Annotated in this window: 12 protein-coding genes and 1 pseudogene; 6 read left to right on the top strand and 7 right to left on the bottom strand. The window is 71.3% G+C overall.

The features are described 5' to 3' along the window. Positions 1 to 395 precede the first annotated feature (395 nt). Both ACIQNG_RS28950 and ptsP read left to right on the top strand, forming a co-directional pair. A complete protein-coding gene (locus ACIQNG_RS28950; protein WP_401439580.1) occupies positions 396 to 845 on the top strand; it encodes a PTS glucose transporter subunit IIA in 450 nt (149 codons plus the stop codon). A 94-nt stretch (positions 846 to 939) separates the two neighbouring features. Then, on the top strand, positions 940 to 2610 hold the full coding sequence (gene ptsP / locus ACIQNG_RS28955) for a phosphoenolpyruvate--protein phosphotransferase (protein WP_401489099.1): 1671 nt from the start codon (positions 940 to 942) through the stop codon (positions 2608 to 2610). A gap of 96 nt (positions 2611 to 2706) precedes the next feature. On the opposite strand, the gene ACIQNG_RS28960 is transcribed toward ptsP, so the two are convergent. Then, a complete protein-coding gene (locus ACIQNG_RS28960) occupies positions 2707 to 3606 on the bottom strand; it encodes a hypothetical protein (RefSeq protein ID WP_401439585.1) in 900 nt (299 codons plus the stop codon). Positions 3607 to 3684: 78 nt separating this feature from the next. Next, a complete protein-coding gene (locus tag ACIQNG_RS28965) occupies positions 3685 to 5664 on the bottom strand; it encodes an acetoacetate--CoA ligase (protein WP_401489101.1) in 1980 nt (659 codons plus the stop codon). Between the two features lie 215 nt (positions 5665 to 5879). Here ACIQNG_RS28965 and ACIQNG_RS28970 point away from each other — a divergent pair, with 215 nt between their 5' ends. Then, complete coding sequence (locus ACIQNG_RS28970; RefSeq protein ID WP_401489102.1) at positions 5880 to 8258, top strand: glycoside hydrolase family 31 protein; 2379 nt, start codon at positions 5880 to 5882, stop codon at positions 8256 to 8258. Here ACIQNG_RS28970 and ACIQNG_RS28975 read toward each other — a convergent pair. After that, positions 8249 to 8785, bottom strand: a complete 537-nt coding sequence (locus ACIQNG_RS28975; protein WP_401439592.1) for an NUDIX domain-containing protein — start codon at positions 8783 to 8785, stop codon at positions 8249 to 8251. The two genes, ACIQNG_RS28970 and ACIQNG_RS28975, sit on opposite strands and share 10 nt — an antisense overlap. Before the next feature lie 18 nt (positions 8786 to 8803). Beyond that, positions 8804 to 9691 (bottom strand): M15 family metallopeptidase, encoded by an 888-nt coding sequence (locus ACIQNG_RS28980; protein ID WP_401489104.1) that lies wholly within the window; start codon positions 9689 to 9691, stop codon positions 8804 to 8806. 244 nt (positions 9692 to 9935) lie between these two features. Here ACIQNG_RS28980 and ACIQNG_RS28985 point away from each other — a divergent pair, with 244 nt between their 5' ends. The 3 genes from ACIQNG_RS28985 (at position 9936) to ACIQNG_RS28995 (ending at position 13356) form a co-directional block, all read left to right on the top strand. Beyond that, positions 9936 to 10361, top strand: coding sequence for a Zn-ribbon domain-containing OB-fold protein (locus ACIQNG_RS28985; protein WP_401439767.1), 426 nt, complete (start codon positions 9936 to 9938; stop codon positions 10359 to 10361). Continuing rightward, a complete protein-coding gene (locus ACIQNG_RS28990) occupies positions 10358 to 11548 on the top strand; it encodes a lipid-transfer protein (RefSeq protein WP_401439596.1) in 1191 nt (396 codons plus the stop codon). Before ACIQNG_RS28985 ends, ACIQNG_RS28990 begins: the two co-directional genes overlap by 4 nt. Before the next feature lie 170 nt (positions 11549 to 11718). Beyond that, entirely contained in the window at positions 11719 to 13356 is a 1638-nt protein-coding gene (locus ACIQNG_RS28995; RefSeq protein WP_401489106.1) for a GGDEF domain-containing protein, read from the top strand. Between the two features lie 241 nt (positions 13357 to 13597). On the opposite strand, the gene ACIQNG_RS29000 is transcribed toward ACIQNG_RS28995, so the two are convergent. The 3 genes and pseudogenes from ACIQNG_RS29000 to ACIQNG_RS29010 all read right to left on the bottom strand — a co-directional run bounded on the left by ACIQNG_RS29000 (position 13598) and on the right by ACIQNG_RS29010 (position 18576). Next, a complete protein-coding gene (locus ACIQNG_RS29000) occupies positions 13598 to 14203 on the bottom strand; it encodes a GTP-binding protein (RefSeq protein ID WP_401439601.1) in 606 nt (201 codons plus the stop codon). Next, positions 14184 to 17856, bottom strand: a pseudogene (locus tag ACIQNG_RS29005) (hydantoinase B/oxoprolinase family protein). The gene ACIQNG_RS29000 and the pseudogene ACIQNG_RS29005 overlap by 20 nt, the downstream one beginning before the upstream one ends. Positions 17857 to 18180: 324 nt before the next feature. Then, the gene (locus tag ACIQNG_RS29010; RefSeq protein ID WP_401439603.1) at positions 18181 to 18576 is read right to left on the bottom strand and encodes a DUF742 domain-containing protein; all 396 of its coding nucleotides are present in this window, start codon (positions 18574 to 18576) and stop codon (positions 18181 to 18183) included. Positions 18577 to 18585 lie beyond the last annotated feature (9 nt).

The raw sequence follows: 18585 nt of genomic DNA on the forward strand, positions 1-18585 counted from the left end.
CACGCTGTTGAGTTCTCAAGGAACGGACGCTTCCTTTGTACTCACCCTCTCGGGCTTTCCTCCGGGCTTCCCTTCGGTGTCCCCGACTCTATCAGTGTTTTTCCGTCCCCCTGACCACCGTCCTGCGGGCATGCAGAAGGTGACCCCGGGATAGGATCTGACAAGTTGGGTGCTGCCGGGCAGAGTCGCTTGTGCGTTGCTCAACCTCAAGCAGGAGTACGACTGTACAGGTGGCCTCGGAGCCGGCGCAAACCGATTTACGCCGCGCTCCAGGGTCGCGAACCCGACCTTCCCGTAAGGAACCGGGACTTCATATGACATACCCTGCTGAACAGTGCGCCGTCCGGGACAGGCAGTGACGGCCCATATACATCTCCACCCCTGGGAGGTTTCCCATGACCACCGTGACGTCCCCTATCGCCGGACGCGCCATCGGACTGGCAGCGGTGCCGGATCCGGTTTTCTCCGGGGCCATGGTCGGCCCGGGTACCGCCATCGACCCCGTCCGTGAACCCGGTGAGGCCGTCTCCCCCGTCGACGGGGTCATCGTCTCGCTCCACCCGCACGCCTTCGTCGTCGTGGACGCCGACGGACACGGTGTGCTCACCCACCTCGGCATCGACACCGTGCAGCTCAACGGTGAAGGGTTCGAGCTGCTGGTGAACAAGGGCGACACCGTCACCCGCGGCCAGGCCGTCGTGCGCTGGAACCCGGCGGCCGTCGAGGCGGCAGGCAAGTCGGCCGTGTGCCCGATCGTCGCGCTGGAAGCGACGGCCGAGGCCCTGTCCGAACTGCGCGAGGACGGCGACATCAAGACGGGCGACACCCTCTTCGTCTGGCAGTGACGTCAGCACCGTCCTAGGACCGCCGGGTCGTACGACGGCAATCAGGGCAACCACAGCGGCGGCGGGACCCGCCGCACTATCGGAGACGGGTGAGATGGAGACAACGCTGCGAGGCGTCGGTGTGAGCCACGGTGTGGCCATCGGCGAGGTTCGGCACATGGGAACGGCGGTGCTGGAGCCGCCGGCCAAGCAGATCCCGGCTGAAGAGGCGGAGCGCGAACAGGGGCGTGCTCGCAAGGCCGTGGACGCTGTGGCGGCCGATCTGATCGCGCGCGGCAATCTGGCGGGGGGCGAGGCCCAGGCCGTGCTTGAGGCGCAGGCCCTGATGGCGCAGGACCCCGAGCTGATGGCGGACGTGGACCGGAGGGTGGCCGTCGGCAGCACGGCGGAGCGCGCGGTCTACGACGCGTTCGCCGCGTACCGCGAGCTGCTGGCGGGGGCCGGTGAGTATCTCGCCGGGCGGGTGGCCGACCTCGATGACGTGCGGAACCGTATCGTCGCTCGGCTGCTCGGTGTCCCCATGCCGGGGGTTCCGGACAGCGACGAGCCCTATGTACTGGTCGCCCGTGACCTGGCCCCGGCCGACACGGCGCTGCTGGATCCGACCCTGGTGCTCGGGTTCGTCACCGAGGAAGGCGGTCCGACCAGCCACAGTGCGATTCTGGCGCGGGCGCTCGGGGTGCCGGCCGTGGTGGCGCTGCCCGGCGCGGGTGAGCTGGCCGAGGGCACGATGATCGCCGTGGACGGCAGCACCGGTGAGATCTTCGTGGACCCGACGGAGGAGAAGAAGGGGCAGCTGGAGGCAGCCGCCGCTGAGCGCAGGGCGGCGCTGGACTCGTCGACCGGCCCCGGCGCCACCGCCGACGGCCACAAGGTGCCGCTGCTGGCGAACATCGGCGGACCCGCGGACGTGGCCGCCGCGGTGGAGGCGGGTGCCGAGGGCGTCGGTCTGTTCCGTACCGAGTTCCTGTTCCTGGACGACAGCAAGAACGCGCCGTCCGAGGAGAAGCAGGTCGAGGCATATCGGACGGTTCTGGAGGCGTTCCCCGAGAGCCGTGTCGTGGTGCGTATGCTGGACGCGGGTGCGGACAAACCGCTGGACTTCCTGACGCCGGCGGACGAGCCGAACCCGGCGCTGGGGGTACGGGGTCTGCGCTCGCTGCTCGACCACCCGGATGTGCTGCGTACGCAGCTGACCGCGCTCGCCAAGGCCGCGGAGGGGCTGCCGGTCTATCTGGAGGTCATGGCCCCGATGGTGGCCGACCGGGCCGACGCCAAGGCGTTCGCGGACGCGTGCCGTGCGGCGGGGCTGCGGGCGAAGTTCGGTGCCATGGTGGAGATTCCGTCGGCCGCTCTGAGGGCCCGGTCGGTGCTTCAGGAGGTGGAGTTCCTGTCGCTGGGGACCAATGACCTCGCGCAGTACACCTTCGCCGCCGACCGTCAGGTCGGTGCGGTGTCGCGGCTGCAGGATCCGTGGCAGCCCGCGCTGCTCGACCTGGTCGCGCTGTCCGCCGAGGCGGCGAAGGCCGAGGGCAAGAGCTGTGGTGTCTGCGGTGAGGCCGCGTCCGATCCGCTGCTGGCGTGTGTGCTGACCGGTCTGGGTGTCACCTCCTTGTCCATGGGTGCCGCGTCCATTCCGTATGTGCGGGCCACGCTCGCGAAGTACACGCAGGCGCAGTGCGAGCGGGCTGCCGCCGCCGCGCGTGCCGCGGACAGCGCCGACGAGGCGCGTCGGGCGGCGCAGGCGGTGCTGTCCGGCGAGTAGTCGCCGGGGCGGTGGTCGCCGCCCCGGAGCGGGCGCTGGCGTCCGCGTCCTCCGTGAGGGCTCCCCATCAGGTGTGGTGGGGAGCCCTTCGCGTGTTCAGTGGTGGTGTCCTGCCTCCGGGTCGTCACCGACCTTTCCCAAGTCGGGCGGTACGCAGTAGTCGACGCCTGATTCCGGCGAGATGAGGTCGCCGGAGTCCATGTCGGTGCAGTAGGCGTCGAAGACCTCGCCCGCGGTGAGGGGTGCGAGTCCTTCGCCGCGCAGGCGCCAGCCGTAGACGCTGTCGGTGGTGCCGGGGGCGGTGGTGCGCATCACCAGTCCGCCGGGGCTGTGGGTCGCGATGCCGACGGCGAGGACCGTGGTGAATTCCAGGGCTTCGGCCTCGTCCAGTTGGGTGACGCCCCGGTCGTCCTCGTCGGCGTGGAGGACGGCGACGAGCATCTCGGGTGTGGTGGAGACGGTGCAGACGAGATGTCGGTCGCCCGGTGGTGCGGTGTCGAGGATGCGGACGACGAGTGCCGAGGCCCGGGCGAAGGCGGCGTGGCCGATGTCCTCGCCGCAGGTGGCGCAGGCGCCGAGGCGGGCCAGGAGGGTGGAGGCGTACTCCCAGGTCGCCTGACGGACGGCTTCGTCCACCAGGGCGGGGACGAGGTCGTCCAGCGGCTGGCCGTCGTAGGGGACGGCCGGTCCGGTGGTGGCGAGTTCCGCGGTGTAGCGGCTGCGGCTGGACGGGATGTCGGGGTCCAGGCCACTGTCCGTGCAGAACTCGGCGTACTCCTGCGGGTCGAAGAGCGCGACGGTGGTGTGGGTGCCCTGTGAGGCGCGGGCCTTGAGCACGGCTTCGATCTGTCGCAGATAGGTCTGGTGGTCCTCGAAGACGAAGCTGCGGTAGCGGCGCATGGCCCGGAAGTCGTGCTCGTCGGTGAGCAGGCCGATGGTGCCCGCGATTTCGCGGCGCAGGACGCGTCGCATGGTCTGGTGATCGGTGTGCGCCATGATGTCCCCCTGTGTGCAGTCGATCAATGCTCACTCACAGTAACGGGGGGCACTGACAACGGGTCGGGGGTTGGGGTTTCACCGGCGTTCTCGGCCTCGCTCGCGGGCGAGTTCCTCGTAGAAGTGGAGGAGGTCGAGGTTGTCGATGGAGCCGGGGTTGACGGCCTTCTCCAGCGGGGTGCCCTGAAGGAGGCGCTTGACCGGTACCTCGATGCGTTTGCCGGTCAGCGTGTGTGGGATGGCGGGGACCTCGATCACCTCGTCGGGGACGTGACGGGGCGAGAGTTGTCCACGGATGGTCCGCTTGATGCGGTCCAGGAGGGCGTCGTCCAGTCGGGCGCCGGGCGCGAGGTGGACGAAGAGGGGCATCCAGTAGCCGCCGTCGGGTTGTTCGACGCCGATGACGAGGGATTCCTTGATCTCGGGGAGGCGCTCGACGGCTTCGTAGATGTCGGCCGACCCCATCCGTACGCCCTGGCGGTTGAGTGTGGAGTCGGAGCGGCCGTGGATGATCACGGAGCCGCGTGAGGTGAGGGTGATCCAGTCGCCGTGGCGCCAGACGCCCGGGTAGGTGTCGAAGTAGCTGTCGTGGTAGCGGCTGCCGTCGGGGTCGTTCCAGAAGCGGATCGGCATCGAGGGCATGGGGTTGGTGACCACGAGTTCGCCGACCTCGTCGATCAGGGGGTGGCCGTTCGGGTCCCAGGACTGGAGGTCGGTGCCGAGGCAGGCGGCCTGGAGTTCGCCGATGTGGACGGGGAGGGTGGGGACGGCGCCTGCGAAGCAGGAGCAGACGTCGGTGCCGCCGCTGACGGAGGCGATCCAGAGGTCGTCGTGGACCTCGTCGTGGAGCCAGCGGAATCCGTCGGGGGGGAGCGGGGAGCCGGTGGTGGCGACGCAGCGGACGGAGGAGAGGTCGTAGTCCCGTCCGGGGTGCGCGTCGGCCTTGCGGCAGGCCATGACGTAGGCGGCGGAGGTGCCGTAGAGGGTGGCCCTGGTGGCTTCGGCGACGCGCCACTGGGCGGTGATGTCGGAGTGTCCGGGGCTGCCGTCGTGGAGGACGACGGTGGTGCCGGTGAGCAGGCCGGAGACGAGGAAGTTCCACATCATCCAGCCGGTGGACGTGTACCAGTACAAGCGGTCCTCGGGGCCGAGGTCGCAGTGCAGGCCGAGCTGTTTGAGGTGTTCTACGAGGATGCCGCCCTGGGACTGGACGATGGCCTTGGGCAAGCCGGTGGTGCCGGAGGAGTAGAGCACCCACAGGGGGTGGTCGAAGGGCACTTGCTCGAAGACGGGGTCCAGGTCGGCGCGGGTCAGGGCGGACCATTCCAGGGTGCCTTCGGGGGCTTCGGTGCCCAGGAGCGGGATGTGGACGACCGCGCGGAGGGTGGGCAGGTCGCGGCGGAGTTCGGCGACCGTGTCGCGGCGGTCGTGTTCCTTGCCGCCGTAGCGGTAGCCATCGACGGTGAACATGACGACGGGTTCGACCTGCTGGAAGCGGTCGAGGACGCTGCGGGCGCCGAAGTCGGGGGCGCAGGAGGTCCAGGTGCCGCCGACGGCGGCGGTGGCGAGGAGGGCGACGACGGCCTGGGGGATGTTGGGCAGGTAGCCGCAGACGCGGTCGCCGGGGTGGACGCCGAGGGCGCGCAGTTCGGCGGCGAGGGAGCCGACCTGGCGGCGCAGTTCGCCCCAGGTCACGGGGCGGAGTCCGGGGGTCTCGTCCACGCAGAGGAGAGCGGTGTCGTCCGGGCGGGCCTCGGCGGCGCGCAGGGCGTGTTCGGCGTAGTTGAGGGTGGCGCCGGGGAACCACTGGGCGCCGGGCATGGCGCGGTCGCCGAGTACGCGCGCGTAGGGTGTGGCGAAGCGGACGTCGAAGAACTCCGTGACGGCCTTCCAGAATGCCTCCAGGTCGGTCACCGACCAGTGGTGCAGTGCCGGGTAGCCGCCGTCGGCGGGGGCGCCGTGGTGCTGGGCCGCCCAGGTCTGGAACGCGGTGATCCGCGCCTCCGCGATGCGGTGCGGGTCAGGCTGCCAGAGCGGCTGGGGGGTGGCGGTCGACATGTGGCTGGCTCCCGGGACTCTGCGCGTCGTTGCGTCGCTCATGCGTGGGCCGTGGTGGGCACGTGACACGGGCTGACAGGGACGATGCCATCTGATCGACTCCCGCACCAGGGCGTGCCGCACATAGTCCACGTCATGAAGATGTGGTCCCGGCACGGGTGAACGGAAGTTGAACGGTGCACCGGCATGAGCCGGTCAGTGGCAGGCTGAACAGCATGGATGGTCGTGACCTGGTGCGTTCGATGAAGTCGGTGAGTGCTCTGGGGACGGGACACGGGTTGCGCACTGTCAGAGCCGCTTGGCGCAGGAAGCGGGTCGACGCTCTCGGGCTGGCGCCGCGGGGGGCGGAACGGGCGCGTGTGCCCGGGCATGTCCAGGATGTCGAGCCGGGTCCGGGCGGGGGGCTGATCCGGTTCGCGCGCTCGGAGTTGCGGATCATGGTCGCGGTGAACGGGATGGTGTTCTGGGGCTGGGACGGGGCCGGTCCGGAGCCGTCGTACGCGCTGGCCGGCGCGTGTCCTGAGCCCGATCCGCGGGCGGTGCTGGAGCCGGACAAGGACGGCGGCTGGCGGGTGGTGGCCGAGCGGGTGACGCTCGTGGTCTCGCGGCACGGTGCGGTCGAGGTGCAGACGCCCGGAGGGGTGACGCTGCGCCGGGAGCATCCGCCGCGGTGGTGGGAGCCGGTGGGCGGCGGCGTGGCGCGCTGGATGCAGCGCTCGGAGGTGGCGGCGGACGCCCGGTTCTTCGGGCTGGGCGGGCGGGCGTCGGGGCCCCGGCTGCGGGCGGGGACGTACCGCCTGTGGAACACCGATCCCGGGCGGCCCTTCGGGCCCGGGGACGATCCGCTGTACATCACGATGCCGGTGCAGGTGGTGGTGGCGGACGCGGCGACGCATCTGATCTTCTACGACACCTCCTGGGACGGGTCGGTGAAGCTGTCGGAGGGCGAGGAGGGTGCCGGTTCGGGGCATGATCTGGTCGGTACCAGTGAGCTGCGGATGGACGGCGGGCCGCTGCGCTGCTGGGTGATGGTGGGCACTCCCGCGCGCGTGCTGCTGTCGTGGGCGTCGCTGACCGGTGCGCCGGCTCTGCCGCCCGCGTGGGCGCTGGGGCATCATCACGCGCGCTGGGGGTTCGGCGGCGAGCAGGAGGTGCGCCGGATCGTCGCGGGGTATCTGGAGCGCGGGTTGCCGCTCGACGCCGTGCATCTGGACATCGACCACTACGACGGGCACCGGGTGTTCACCGTCGACCATGATCGTTTCCCGAAGCTGTCCGGGCTGGCGGAGGAGTTGCGGCGGGAGGGGATCCATCTGGTGTCGATCGTCGACCCGGCGGTGGCGGTGGAGCCCGGGAACGCGGTCTACGACAGCGGGTCGGCCGAGGACGTGTTCGTACGGGATGTGCCGGGGCAGGTCGTGCGGGGCCTGGTGTGGCCCGGGGAGTCGGTGTTCCCGGACTTCACGCGCGCGCGTGTGCGTGCGTGGTGGGGCCGTCAGTACGAGGAGCGGCTGGCGCTGGGCTTCTCGGGTTTCTGGCATGACATGAACGAGCCGACGTCGTTCGTCGCGTTCGGCGAGTCCACGCTGCCGCGATCGGCCCGGCACGCCCTGGAGGAGCGGGGCGGGGACCATCGGGAGGCGCACAACGTGTACGCGCTGGGCATGGCGAGGGCGGCTTACGAGGGGTTGCGGGAGCTGTGTCCGGAGCAGCGGCCGTTTCTGTTCTCGCGCTCCGGGTGGGCGGGCATGCAGCGGTACGGCGGGGCCTGGTCGGGGGATGTGGCGACCGGCTGGCCGGGGCTGCGGGCGTCGCTGTCGCTGGTGATGGGGCTGGGGTTGTGCGGGGTGCCGTACTCGGGGCCGGATGTGGGCGGATTCGACGGCAGTCCGTCGCCGGAGCTGTATCTGCGCTGGTTCCAACTGGGTGCCTATCTGCCGTTGTTCCGCACCCACGCGAGCATCAGGGCGGGCCGCCGCGAGCCGTGGGAGTTCGGGCCCGAGGCGCTGGCCCACGCGCGCGAGGCGTTGGTGGAGCGGCGGCGGCTGCTGCCGTATTTCGTGACGTTGGCTCATCTCGCGCGGCGGACGGGCGCCCCCTATGTGCGGCCCCTGTGGTGGGGAGCGCCCGAGGACCGTGCGCTGCGGGACTGCGAGGACGCGTTCCTCCTGGGGGACGCGCTGCTGGTGGCGCCGGTGCTGGATCCGGGGGTGGACCGGCGGGTGGTGCAGCTTCCACGCGGGCGCTGGTACGACACGGCGACCGAGAAGGCGTACGAGGGGCCTGGGCGGGTTCTTGTGGACGCCCCTTTGGCGCGGGTTCCGGTGCTCGCGCGCGCGGGGGCCGTCCTTCCGGTGCGGGGGAAGGACGGCGACATGGAACTGGAGGTGTGGGCGCCCGCTCGGGGGCGTACCGGGAGCGGGCTGGTGGTGTCGGACGGCGGCGCCGGGTGGGACGAGCCGGAGATCGAGCGGTACGTCACCCGCTGGCAGGGGCCGCGTGTGGTGGTCGAGCGGGAGCGGGAGGACGGCCCGGCCGAGCCGTCCCACCGTGTGCGGGTGCGGGGGCTGCCGGAGGGTCTGCCTCAGACGTAGCGGCCCTCGAACCAGGCCCTGGCGGCCAGTGTGTGCAGGGGGAAGGCCAGTTCCTCGGGCCTGCGCAGGAGGTGCCATCCCTCCGTCTCGTCCGTGGCGGCCGAGGGGGGCAGGCCGTCGGCGGAGCGTTCGGGGAGGAGCCCGAGCAGCAGCAGATGGCCGTCGGGGGAGCTCATCGCGTCGATGAGCCGGACATCGCGGCTCGCGGCGTCGATGCCCGTCTCCTCCTTGAGTTCGCGGACGACTGCGTGGCGCCAGTCCTCGCGGTCGTCGATGTAGCCGCCGGGCAGGGCGGTGCCCCCGCGCGCGGGGTCGGTGGTTCGCGTGATGACGACCAGGGCGGTGCCCTGGGTGTCGTACACGGGCTGGAGGGCCACCGCGACGGGCAGCGGGTTGCGGTAGGCCACGGTTCCGCACGACGCGCAGGTGCGGGGCCAGCCGGTGATGCCCTCTCCGTAGGGCGCTCCGCAGCTCGAACAGTGGGAGTTCCGCGCGGAGTTGGGGTGGGGTTGTGGGTTCTCGGACACGTCGCGGACTGTATCCGATCACCTGGGACGCGTCTGCTTCGAGCGGTCTCCGTCGCCCTTGACCAGGGACTTCCAGGACACGGGGAAGTCGAAGTAGGTGTCCGGGTGGGACTCGGGCCGGTACGTGAAGTGCCACCACTCCTCGGGAAGGTTCACGAACCCGACGGCTTCGAGAGTGGTCTTGAGCAGCATCCGGTGGGCGCGCTGCCGGCCCTGGACGCGTGGGTCGAGGGTGTGTGACCTGGTGTCGAAGCAGTCGTATCCGGTGCCCATGTCCACCGAGTTGTCCGGGAACCGCTCGGCCTCCGGGGCGTAGCACGGCACGAGCGGCTCGCCGGGGAGGTAGGGCCTGGTCGGCCGGGGTGGGAGCCGGACGATGGTGAGGTCGACGGTCGAGCCACGACTGTGGCCGGACTTCTCGGCGATGTAGCCGTCGGCGAACAGACGGGACTTGTCGACGTCGGGGTAGAACTCCCGCTTCGTCGTCTGGTCGCGGAGGTCCTCGGCCCAGCGGACGAAGTGGTCCACCGCGCGCTGGGGGCGGTAGCAGTCGTACACCTTCAGGGCGTAGCCCTGGCGGAGCAGTTTCCGCTGGGCCTGGTGGAGGGCCCGGGCGGCGGGTCGGGTGAGGATGCACAGCGGCCGGTGATATCCGTCGATGGGCTCGCCGACGAAGCTGTGCGGGGTGACGTAGCGCATCTCCTGGATGATCGTCGGGTCCACGGCGGGCAGCGCCACGAAGTCCTCGGGCGCCTTCGGCTCGCCGGTGGGGCGGGTGGTGGCCTGCTCGGGGGGCTGGGCGGTGGCCGGAGTGATGGTCTGGGCGGTCGCCGGCGCGGCGGTGACGGTCAGCGCTGTCGCGAGGGCGCCGGCCAGGACTCGCACGGTGAGGGGGAGTCTTGTCATGGCCCAGGCGTCTATCAGGAACCTGTGGTGCGGCGGAAGTGGGTGGGACGCCGGGCCGATGTCGATCTGGTGATCTGGCGATCTGTCGACAGGAGCGGGCCGGTCTCGGTGCCGCCGGTTCGGATGCTCCGACGTCTGCCGTCGCGGGGGGTGTGCGTGGCAGACTGCTGACTCTCGGTTCTGACGGGCCGTCAGATATCAGGTCTCCGGTTCGGGAGGTTCCATGGCGCGTGTTCGCACCCCGGTGGTCGCCGGTTGGTTCACCGGCGACGGGGACGGGTTCCGGCTGCTCGGTACGCGTTGCTCGGCCTGCGGGGCGGTGTTCTTCCCGCGCGAGGACGTCCACTGCCGGAATCCGGGGTGCGAAGGCGGTGATCTCGTGGAGGTACCCCTCTCGCGGCAGGGGCGGATCTGGTCGTTCACGGACAGCCGGTACAGGCCACCGTCACCCTATGTGACGAACCCGGAACTTCCGTGGGAGCCGTGCGCGTTGATCGCGGTAGAGCTGCCCGCCGAGCGGATCGTGGTGCTGGGGCAGGCGGCTCCCGGGCTCACGGTCGCTGATCTGGCGGTGGGCATGGCGGTGGAGGCCGTCTCCGGCGTGCTGCACGAGGACGCGGAGACGACCTGGTTGACCTGGCATTGGCGGCCTACGGGGGTGGCGGCATGACAAAGGATGTGGCGGTGCTCGGCGCGGGGATGCACCCGTGGGGCAAGTGGGGGCGCGGCTTCGTCGAGTACGGAGCGGTGGCCGCGCGTGCGGCGCTCGCGGACGCCGGTCTGCGGTGGCGGGACATCGGCTCCATCGTGGGCGCGGACACGGTGCGGGGCGGATACCCGGGCTATGTGGCGGGAGCGTCGTTCGCCAAGGCCCTCGGGTGGCAGGGCGCGCGAGTCGCCAGCGTCTACGCGGCCTGCGCGTCGGGGGCGCAGGCGGTCAACACCGCGCGGGCGCAGATACTCGCCGGCCTCGCGGATGTGGTGCTGGTGGTGGGCGCCGATGCCGCTCCCAAGGGGTTCTTCCGGCCGGCCGGTGGAGACCGGCCCGACGATCCGGACTGGCTGCGGTTCCGGGTGCTGGGGGCGACCAACCCGACCTACTTCGGGCTGTACGCGCGCAGACGGATGGCAGTGCATGGGGACACGGTGGAGGACTTCGCGCAGGTCAAGGTGAAGAACGCCGCGATGGGGGCGCTGAATCCCCACGCGCGCTACCGCAAGCGGGTCACGGCCGAGGAGGTGGCCGCCTCGGCCGTCGTCGCCGATCCGCTGCGTCTGCTCGACATCTGCGCCACGTCCGACGGCGGCGCGGCCCTGGTGCTCTCCAGCATGGAGTTCGCGCGGCGGCACGGGACGGCGGATCCGGTACGCATCCGGGCCGTTTCCACGGTGACACCGCGCTATCCGAGCACGGTCCTGGATCTGCCCGACATCGCGACGGATTCGGCGCTCGCGGGGGAACCCGATCCGGTGCCCTTCCGTGCGTCCATCGCCCGTGCGGCCTACGAGGAGGCGGGCATCGGGCCCGAGGAGGTGTCGCTGGCGGAGGTGTACGACCTCTCCACGGCACTGGAGTTGCAGTGGTACGAGGATCTGGGGCTCTGCGGGGCGGGTGAGGGGGTGAAGCTGCTGCGGGACGGGGCGACGGCAGCAGGAGGGCGCATACCGGTGAACGCGAGCGGTGGCCTGGCCTCCTTCGGGGAGGCGGTGCCGGCTCAGGCGATCGCGCAGGTCTGTGAGTTGACCTGGCAGCTGAGAGGGGAGGCGGGCGGGCGTCAGATCCCCGGGGCGCGGGTGGGGATCACGGCCAATCAGGGGCTGTTCGGGCACGGGTCGGCGGTGATCGCGGTGCGGTGAGATGAGGGGCTGGGGCAGCCGCCGCGCTGTCTGGTCGGGCGTTCGGGCCGGATCCCACTGATGCCACCGGATCGATCAGGGTTTCGTACGGGGGGCGACCCGGGCGTAAGCCTGCGTGAACGTCTCATGAATTGGGCCTGGGTTCCCGTCGTCGGCGCCATCATGCTCGCGTGCGCTCCTGGACGGATTCTCTCCGCTTCGTGTTCCAGCCCGTGGTCAACCTGGCCACCGGGGGCATCGTCGCCCTGGAGATCCTGGCCCGCCCGGAGGCCGGGGACGTCCTGGCGGAGGCCCGTCGTGATGCCGAACTGGACGGCACGCTGGCTGTGTCGGCGGTGCGGGCCGCTGTGCGCAAGGAGACGACTCTGCCGCTGCACGTGAACGTCTTCGCGGGCACGCTGGCCGATCTCGGCGGGCTGACGCCGCTGCACGACGCGGTGCGGGGGGCGGGGCGGTTGCCGTGGGAGGTCACCGTGGACGTCGGGCCGCCCTACACGCACGTGCCGCAGCACGCGCTGCTGGAGGCGGTGGGCGCGCTGCGGGAACAGGGCTTCCGGATCAGCGCGGACGGCGTCGGCGACGGGGACGTACCGCTGCGGCTGCTCACGGACCTGGGGCCCGATCTGGTGAAGCTCGACGCGTCGCTGCTGGCGCGCAGTGCGGCGGTGAAGTCGATGCGGACGCTGTGCGAGGAGTTGGGCACGCTGCTCGCTGTGGAGGGGGTGGAGACCGAGGGACAGTGTGCGGCGGCGCATCGGGCCGGGGCGCAGTTGGCGCAGGGCAATCTGTTCGCGCCGCCGGCCCGGGTGCCGGTCACGGACGTGTACGTTCCGCCGGCCGCCTTCGGCGCCGAGGGGCCGACGCGGTCGGGGCCGTCGGTGCGGGAGTTCGTACGGCCCGCGGCGTTGTTGCCGGACAGTGCGTCGGCCGGTCAGGTGCGGGCGCTGCTGACCGGGTCGCCGGATGTGTCCGGGGTGCTGCTGGTGGACCGGGACGGGGTGCCGGTGCGGTCGGTGCACCGCTCGCGGTTCCTGCTGTCGATGTCGGGGCGCTACGGGCACGCGCTCTACGCCGACCGGCCCGCGGCCAAGCTGGGTGACGCGCCACGGACGGTGGGGATCGACGCCACGGCCTGGGAGGTGCTGGACGTGGTGGCCGACGGCGGGCGGGCCCGTACGTCGGACGATGTCGCCGTGGTGGACGCGTACGGGCGGTGTGTGGGGGTCGCCCGGCTCGCGGACCTCGTACGGGCGTTGTCGGAAACACGGGTGGAGGAGGCGGCCGGGCTCAATCCGCTGACCCGGCTGCCGGGATCCGACGCCATCACCGGGGAGGTGGACCGGCGGATCGCGGGCGGCTGGACGTTTGCGCTGAGCTGGCTCGATGTGGACCACTTCAAGCAGGTGAACGACGGGGCGGGGTTCGCGGCCGGGGACGAGCTGATCCGGTCGGTGGGGCGGCTGCTCCAGCGGACGGCGTCGGGGAGCACACGCGTGGGGCACATCGGCGGGGACGACTTCCTCGTTCTGGCGGATCTGGAGGGGCTGGATCCGTTGGCCGCCTCGGTGTTGGACGCGCCCTGGTCGGCGGGTGGGCTGCCGGTCACGGTGTCGCTGGCCACGGTGGTGTGCGGGCCGGGCAGTGTGGTCGATCACCGGGAGGCCGCGGCCTGTCTGGCGCCGCTGAAGAAGGCGGCGAAGGCGCTCAGCGGGGCGAGTTGGGTGCTGGGGCGGGCCGGGGCGCCGGGGCATGAGGTACGGCGGGGCGCGGAGCCGGCTTCGGGGCGAGCGGAGTGTGCGGCGGGGTGAACGGGCACTGCCCGGGTTCCGGGACCTGGCTGGGGGCAGAGCGGGTTCTTGACGAAGGCGTGCTCTATAGGGGCGCGGTTTCGGAAAGGGGCGCTACGCGCGCGTGGGGGGGCGGGAGGATCTCGATGGGCAGCCTGAGCGCTACGCGCGCGTGCGGGGCGGGACAGTGGCCCGTACCCCCGCATCCGTGGGGAGAGGGACGGGCCGGGTGCGTCACTGTGGGCGGGGGCCGGGCGTCGGGTCAGGTGGGGACCTTCTGGCGGCGTTTCGCCGCGGTCGCCATCGCGTGCTGGACGACTCGGATGAGGACCTCCTTCACGGACTCGCGGTCGCGCGCGTCGCAGAGGACGACCGGGACGCCGTTGTCGAGGTCGAGCGCTTGGCGGACGGCCTCGGCCGGGTAACGGGTGGCCCCGTCGAAGCAGTTGACGCCGATGAGGAAGGGGATGGAACGCCGCTCGAAGTAGTCGACGGCGGCGAAGCAGTCCTCCAGGCGCCGGGTGTCGGCGAGGACGACGGCGCCCAGCGCGCCCTCGCTCAGCTCGTCCCACATGAACCAGAACCGTTCCTGGCCGGGGGTGCCGAACAGGTACAGGACCAGGTCCTCGCGCAGGGTGATGCGGCCGAAGTCCATGGCGACGGTGGTGGTGTGCTTGCCCTCGACACCGCGGGTGTCGTCGACGGGCCGGCTGGCCTCGGTGAGCAACTCCTCGGTGCGCAGCGGTCTGATCTCGCTGACGGCGCCGACCATGGTGGTCTTGCCCACGCCGAAGCCGCCGGCCACGAGGATCTTGAGCGTGACGGGCTCGACCGGGGGCTTGCCGCGCTCAGATCGCCCGAACTTCATCGGTCTCTTCTCCTGCTCGCTGGTTCGGCGGGCGGTGGCCCGTAGCCTCCGCCGCCGGGGGTTTCGATGACGAGTACGTCGTCGGGTCCGACCTCCGTGGCATCGCTGCCGCGGAGCCCGGTCACGGTACCGTCCGCGCGCTCCACGCGGTGGGTGCCGAGCGCGCCTGGTTCGCCGCCCGCCATACCGTACGGCGGAACCCTGCGGTGCTGCGAGAGGGTGGAGACGGTCATGGGTTCGCGGAAGCGGATCCGGCGTACGGCGCCGTCCCCTCCGGGCCATCGGCCGGCTCCGCCGCTCCCCCGCCGGATCGTGAACTCGTCCAGCAATACGGGGAGCCGCCACTCCAGGACTTCCGGGTCGGTCAGGCGTGAGTTGGTCATATGGGTCTGGACGACGCTCGCGCCCGGGAAGCCGTCGCCTGCGCCGGATCCTGAGGCGACGGTCTCGTAGTACTGGTGGCGCTCGTTGCCGAAGGTGACGTTGTTCATCGTGCCGGAGCCTTCCGCCTGGACGCGGAGGGCGGCGTAGAGGGCGCCGGTGATGGCCTGGGAGGTCTCGACGTTGCCCGCGACGACGGCGGCGGGCGGTGCGGGTGAGAGCAGCGAGCCGGGCGGCACGATGATCTTCAGGGGGCGGAGACAGCCGTCGTTGAGCGGGATGTCGTCGGCGACGAGGGTGCGGAAGACGTAGAGGACAGCTGCGTTGACGACCGCGTAGGGGGCGTTGAAGTTGGTGGTGAGCTGTGGGGAGGTTCCGGTGAAGTCGACAGTGGCGCTGCGGTGTTCGCGGTCGACGCGTACCTGGACCCGGATGACGGCGCCGGAGTCGGTCTCGTAGGCGTACTCGCCGTCGTCCAGGGCGTCGATGACGCGGCGCACGGATTCCTCGGCGTTGTCCTGGACGTGCCGCATGTATGCCTGTACGACGTCGAGGCCGAAGTCCGCGATCATGCGGGTGACTTCGTCCACGCCCTTCTGGTTGGCGGCGATCTGGGCCCGCAGGTCGGCGAGGTTGGTGCGGGGGTTGCGGGAGGGGTGGGGTCCCGTGGTGAGCAGGCGGTGGGTCTCCTCCTCGCGGAAGCGGCCGTCCTCCGTGAGGAGCCAGTTGTCGAAGAGGATGCCCTCCTCGTCGATGGTGCGGCTGTCGGCCGGCATCGAGCCGGGGGCGATGCCGCCGATCTCGGCGTGGTGGCCGCGGGAGGCGACGTAGAACAGGATCTGGTCACTCTGTGTGTCGTCGCTGCCGAAGACCGGGGTGATGACGGTGACGTCCGGGAGGTGGGTGCCGCCGTGGTACGGGTCGTTGACGGCGTAGGTGTCGCCGGGCCGCATGCCGGTGCCGCGGCGCTGGATGACCTCCTTGACGCTGGTGCCCATCGAGCCCAGGTGGACGGGGATGTGCGGGGCGTTGGCCACCAGGTTTCCGTCGGGGTCGAAGAGCGCGCAGGAGAAGTCGAGCCGTTCTTTGATGTTGACGGACTGGGCTGTCGACTCCAGTCGGGCGCCCATCTGTTCGGCGATGGACATGAACAGGTTGTTGAAGACCTCAAGGAGAACGGGATCGACTTCCGTGTCGATTCCGGAACTCTCTGTGATCGCCGTGCGTTCCATGACCAGATGCCCGTCGTCGGTCGCAGCGGCCCGCCAGCCGTCGTCCACGACGGTCGTCGCACTGGGCTCGGTGATGATCGCCGGTCCGGTGACGGTCTCGCCGGGAGGCAGTGCCTCACGGCGGTGGAGGGGTACGTCGCGCCAGGCGCCGCCCGTGTGGAGGCGGACGGTGTCGGGCGCGGAAGGGCGGCCTTCGTACGGGGCGAGGGCCGAGAGATCGGGGGGTTCGGTGATTCCGGTGGCTTCGACGGAGAGGGCTTCGACCACGACGGGGCGGTCGAGTGCGAAGGAGTACGTGGCGCGATGACGTTCTTCGAACACTCCCCGCATGGTGTCGGGGTCGGTGAGGGGCACGGTGAGGGTGGTGTCGGTGCCGTCGTAGCGGAGTTGGGCGCGGCGGGCGATCTCGACGCGTTCCTCGGGGATGTCCTCGGCGAGGAGTTCGGCGCGGGCCGCGGCCTCCAGGGCGTCCGCGGTCTGGTTGACGGCGGGCATGGCGGAGGGTTCCAGCGTGGCCTCGACGGACTGCTCCCGCATGGCGGTGGTGTCGGCGAGTCCGATGCCGAGGGCGGACAGGACCCCGGCCATGGGCGGGACGAGGACGGTGCGGATGCCGAGCGAGTCGGCGACGCGGCACGCGTGCTGGCCGCCCGCGCCGCCGAAGGTGGTGAGCGCGTAGCGGGTGATGTCGTGGCCCTTCTGGACCGAGATGCGCTTCACGGCGTTGGCGATATTGGCGACGGCGATCCGCAGATAGCCCTCGGCGACCTGCTCGGGGGTGCGGTCGTCGCCGGTCGTCTCGCGGATCTCGCCGGCGAGGGCGGTGAAGCGCTCGTGGACGAGGGCGGCGTCGAGGGGCTGATCGCCCGCCGGGCCGAACACGCTTGGGAAGTGGGCGGGTTGGACCCGGCCGAGCATGACGTTGGCGTCGGTGACCGTGAGCGGGCCGCCGCTCCGGTAGCAGGCGGGGCCCGGGTCCGCTCCCGCCGAGTCCGGCCCTACGCGGTAGCGGGCTCCGTCGAAGTGGAGGATCGAGCCGCCGCCCGCGGCCACGGTGTGGATGTCCAGCATGGGCGCGCGCAGTCGGACGCCGGCGATCTGCGTGGTGAAGACCCGTTCGTACTCGCCCGCGAAATGCGACACGTCGGTGGAGGTGCCGCCCATGTCGAAGCCGATGACCCGGTGGAACCCGGCCAGGCTCGACATCCTGACCATGCCGACGATCCCGCCTGCGGGCCCGGACAGGACGGCGTCCTTGCCACGGAACTGCCCGGCTTCGGCGAGTCCGCCGTTGGACTGCATGAACATCAGCCGTACGCCGTGGAGTCGTTCGGCGACCTGGCGGACGTAGCGGCGCAGGACGGGCGAGAGATAGGCGTCCACGACCGCGGTGTCCGCGCGCGGGACGAGTTTCATCAGTGGGCTGACCTCGCTGGACAGCGAGATCTGCGGGAAGCCGACGCGGGCGGCCAGTGCGCCGACGGCCTGTTCGTGGGCGGGGTGGAGGTGGCTGTGCATACAGACCACGGCGACGGCGCGGATCCCGTCCTCGTACGCCTCCCGGAGCGGCCCGGCCAGGGCGTCCAGGTCGGGCGGGCGCAGGACGGTGCCGTCGGCGGTGACGCGCTCGTCGACCTCGATGACCCGTTCGTGGAGCGGTTCGGGGAGTTCGATGTGGCGGGCGAAGATGCTGGGGCGGTTCTGGTAGGCGATGCGCGGGGCGTCGCGGAAGCCGCGGGTGATGATCAGCAGGGTGCGCTCGCCCTTGCGTTCCAGAAGGGCGTTGGTGGCGACGGTGGTGCCCATGCGGACCGCGTCGACCGCCACGATGGGGTCGCCTGGGTCGTCGGCATCGGCGGGAGCGCGCGGGCCGTGGGAGGCGTGCAGCAGGGTGCGTACGCCCTCGACCGCGGCGTCGGTGTAGCGCGCCGGGTTGTCGGAGAGCAGCTTGTGGGTCAGGAGACGGCCGTCGGGGCGGCGCGCGACGATGTCCGTGAAGGTGCCGCCCCGGTCGACCCAGAACTGCCAGCCCGTGGTCACGTGAATCTCCCCGGTCGCGCTGTTCGGCACCGTCCCTGGGGGCCGCCGGTCGCAGGGCCTCGGATGGTCGCCGACGATCGGTCGGATCATATCGGCCGGGGTGGTCCGGCGCCTGTTTCGACGCCGGGGGTGGGTCCGGACGGGGGGTCCGGGAGCGCCGGGGAGGGGCGTGGGCGTGCCGGGCGGGTGTGCGGTGGAGGGGGGCGGAGTCCCTGGGTGAGGGGGTGGCCGGGCCGGTGGGAGCCGGGGTGGACGGCGGCGCACGGCGCGGGGGTCGGGTGCCGGTGGGTCGGCCGTGTGCCGTCCAGGGCTCGGGGTGCCTGGTCAGAGCGCCCGGAGGCCGTTGATCACATCGCGCAGCACGCTCTCGTCGGGCAGCTCGGCCGGTGGGACGGGACGGTTCACATGGACCAGGTCGTGGTCCACGAGATCGCCGACGAGGACCCGCACCACGCCGATCGGCAGATCGAGTTCGGCGGCGAGTTCCGCGACCGATTGCGGGGCCTCGCGGCACAATTCGACGATGTCCACATGCTCGGGGGACAGCGAACTGTCGGTGTCGGCGCCGGCCACGTGCGGCTCCGCGACGACCACGGCGATCAGATCCAGGCGGTGCTGGGCGGCATGCCGGGTCCGGCCACGCGTCATCGCGTACGGGCGGACGACCGGTCCCGCCTCGTCGTCGAACCAGTGGCTTCTGGCCTCACCGTCTGCGCTCATGCCATCCCA

The organism is Streptomyces sp. NPDC091377, from assembly GCF_044757045.1.
GTDB lineage: Bacteria > Actinomycetota > Actinomycetes > Streptomycetales > Streptomycetaceae > Streptomyces.

Bases quoted from the DNA above. Each gene is read 5' to 3' on its own strand.
- ACIQNG_RS28950 (WP_401439580.1), top strand. From the start codon at position 396: ATGACCACCGTGACGTCCCCTATCGCCGGACGCGCCATCGGACTGGCA.
- ptsP (WP_401489099.1), top strand. From the start codon at position 940: ATGGAGACAACGCTGCGAGGCGTCGGTGTGAGCCACGGTGTGGCCATC.
- ACIQNG_RS28960 (WP_401439585.1), bottom strand. From the start codon at position 3,606: ATGGCGCACACCGATCACCAGACCATGCGACGCGTCCTGCGCCGCGAA.
- ACIQNG_RS28965 (WP_401489101.1), bottom strand. From the start codon at position 5,664: ATGTCGACCGCCACCCCCCAGCCGCTCTGGCAGCCTGACCCGCACCGC.
- ACIQNG_RS28970 (WP_401489102.1), top strand. From the start codon at position 5,880: ATGGATGGTCGTGACCTGGTGCGTTCGATGAAGTCGGTGAGTGCTCTG.
- ACIQNG_RS28980 (WP_401489104.1), bottom strand. From the start codon at position 9,691: ATGACAAGACTCCCCCTCACCGTGCGAGTCCTGGCCGGCGCCCTCGCG.
- ACIQNG_RS28990 (WP_401439596.1), top strand. From the start codon at position 10,358: ATGACAAAGGATGTGGCGGTGCTCGGCGCGGGGATGCACCCGTGGGGC.
- ACIQNG_RS29000 (WP_401439601.1), bottom strand. From the start codon at position 14,203: ATGAAGTTCGGGCGATCTGAGCGCGGCAAGCCCCCGGTCGAGCCCGTC.
- ACIQNG_RS29010 (WP_401439603.1), bottom strand. From the start codon at position 18,576: ATGAGCGCAGACGGTGAGGCCAGAAGCCACTGGTTCGACGACGAGGCG.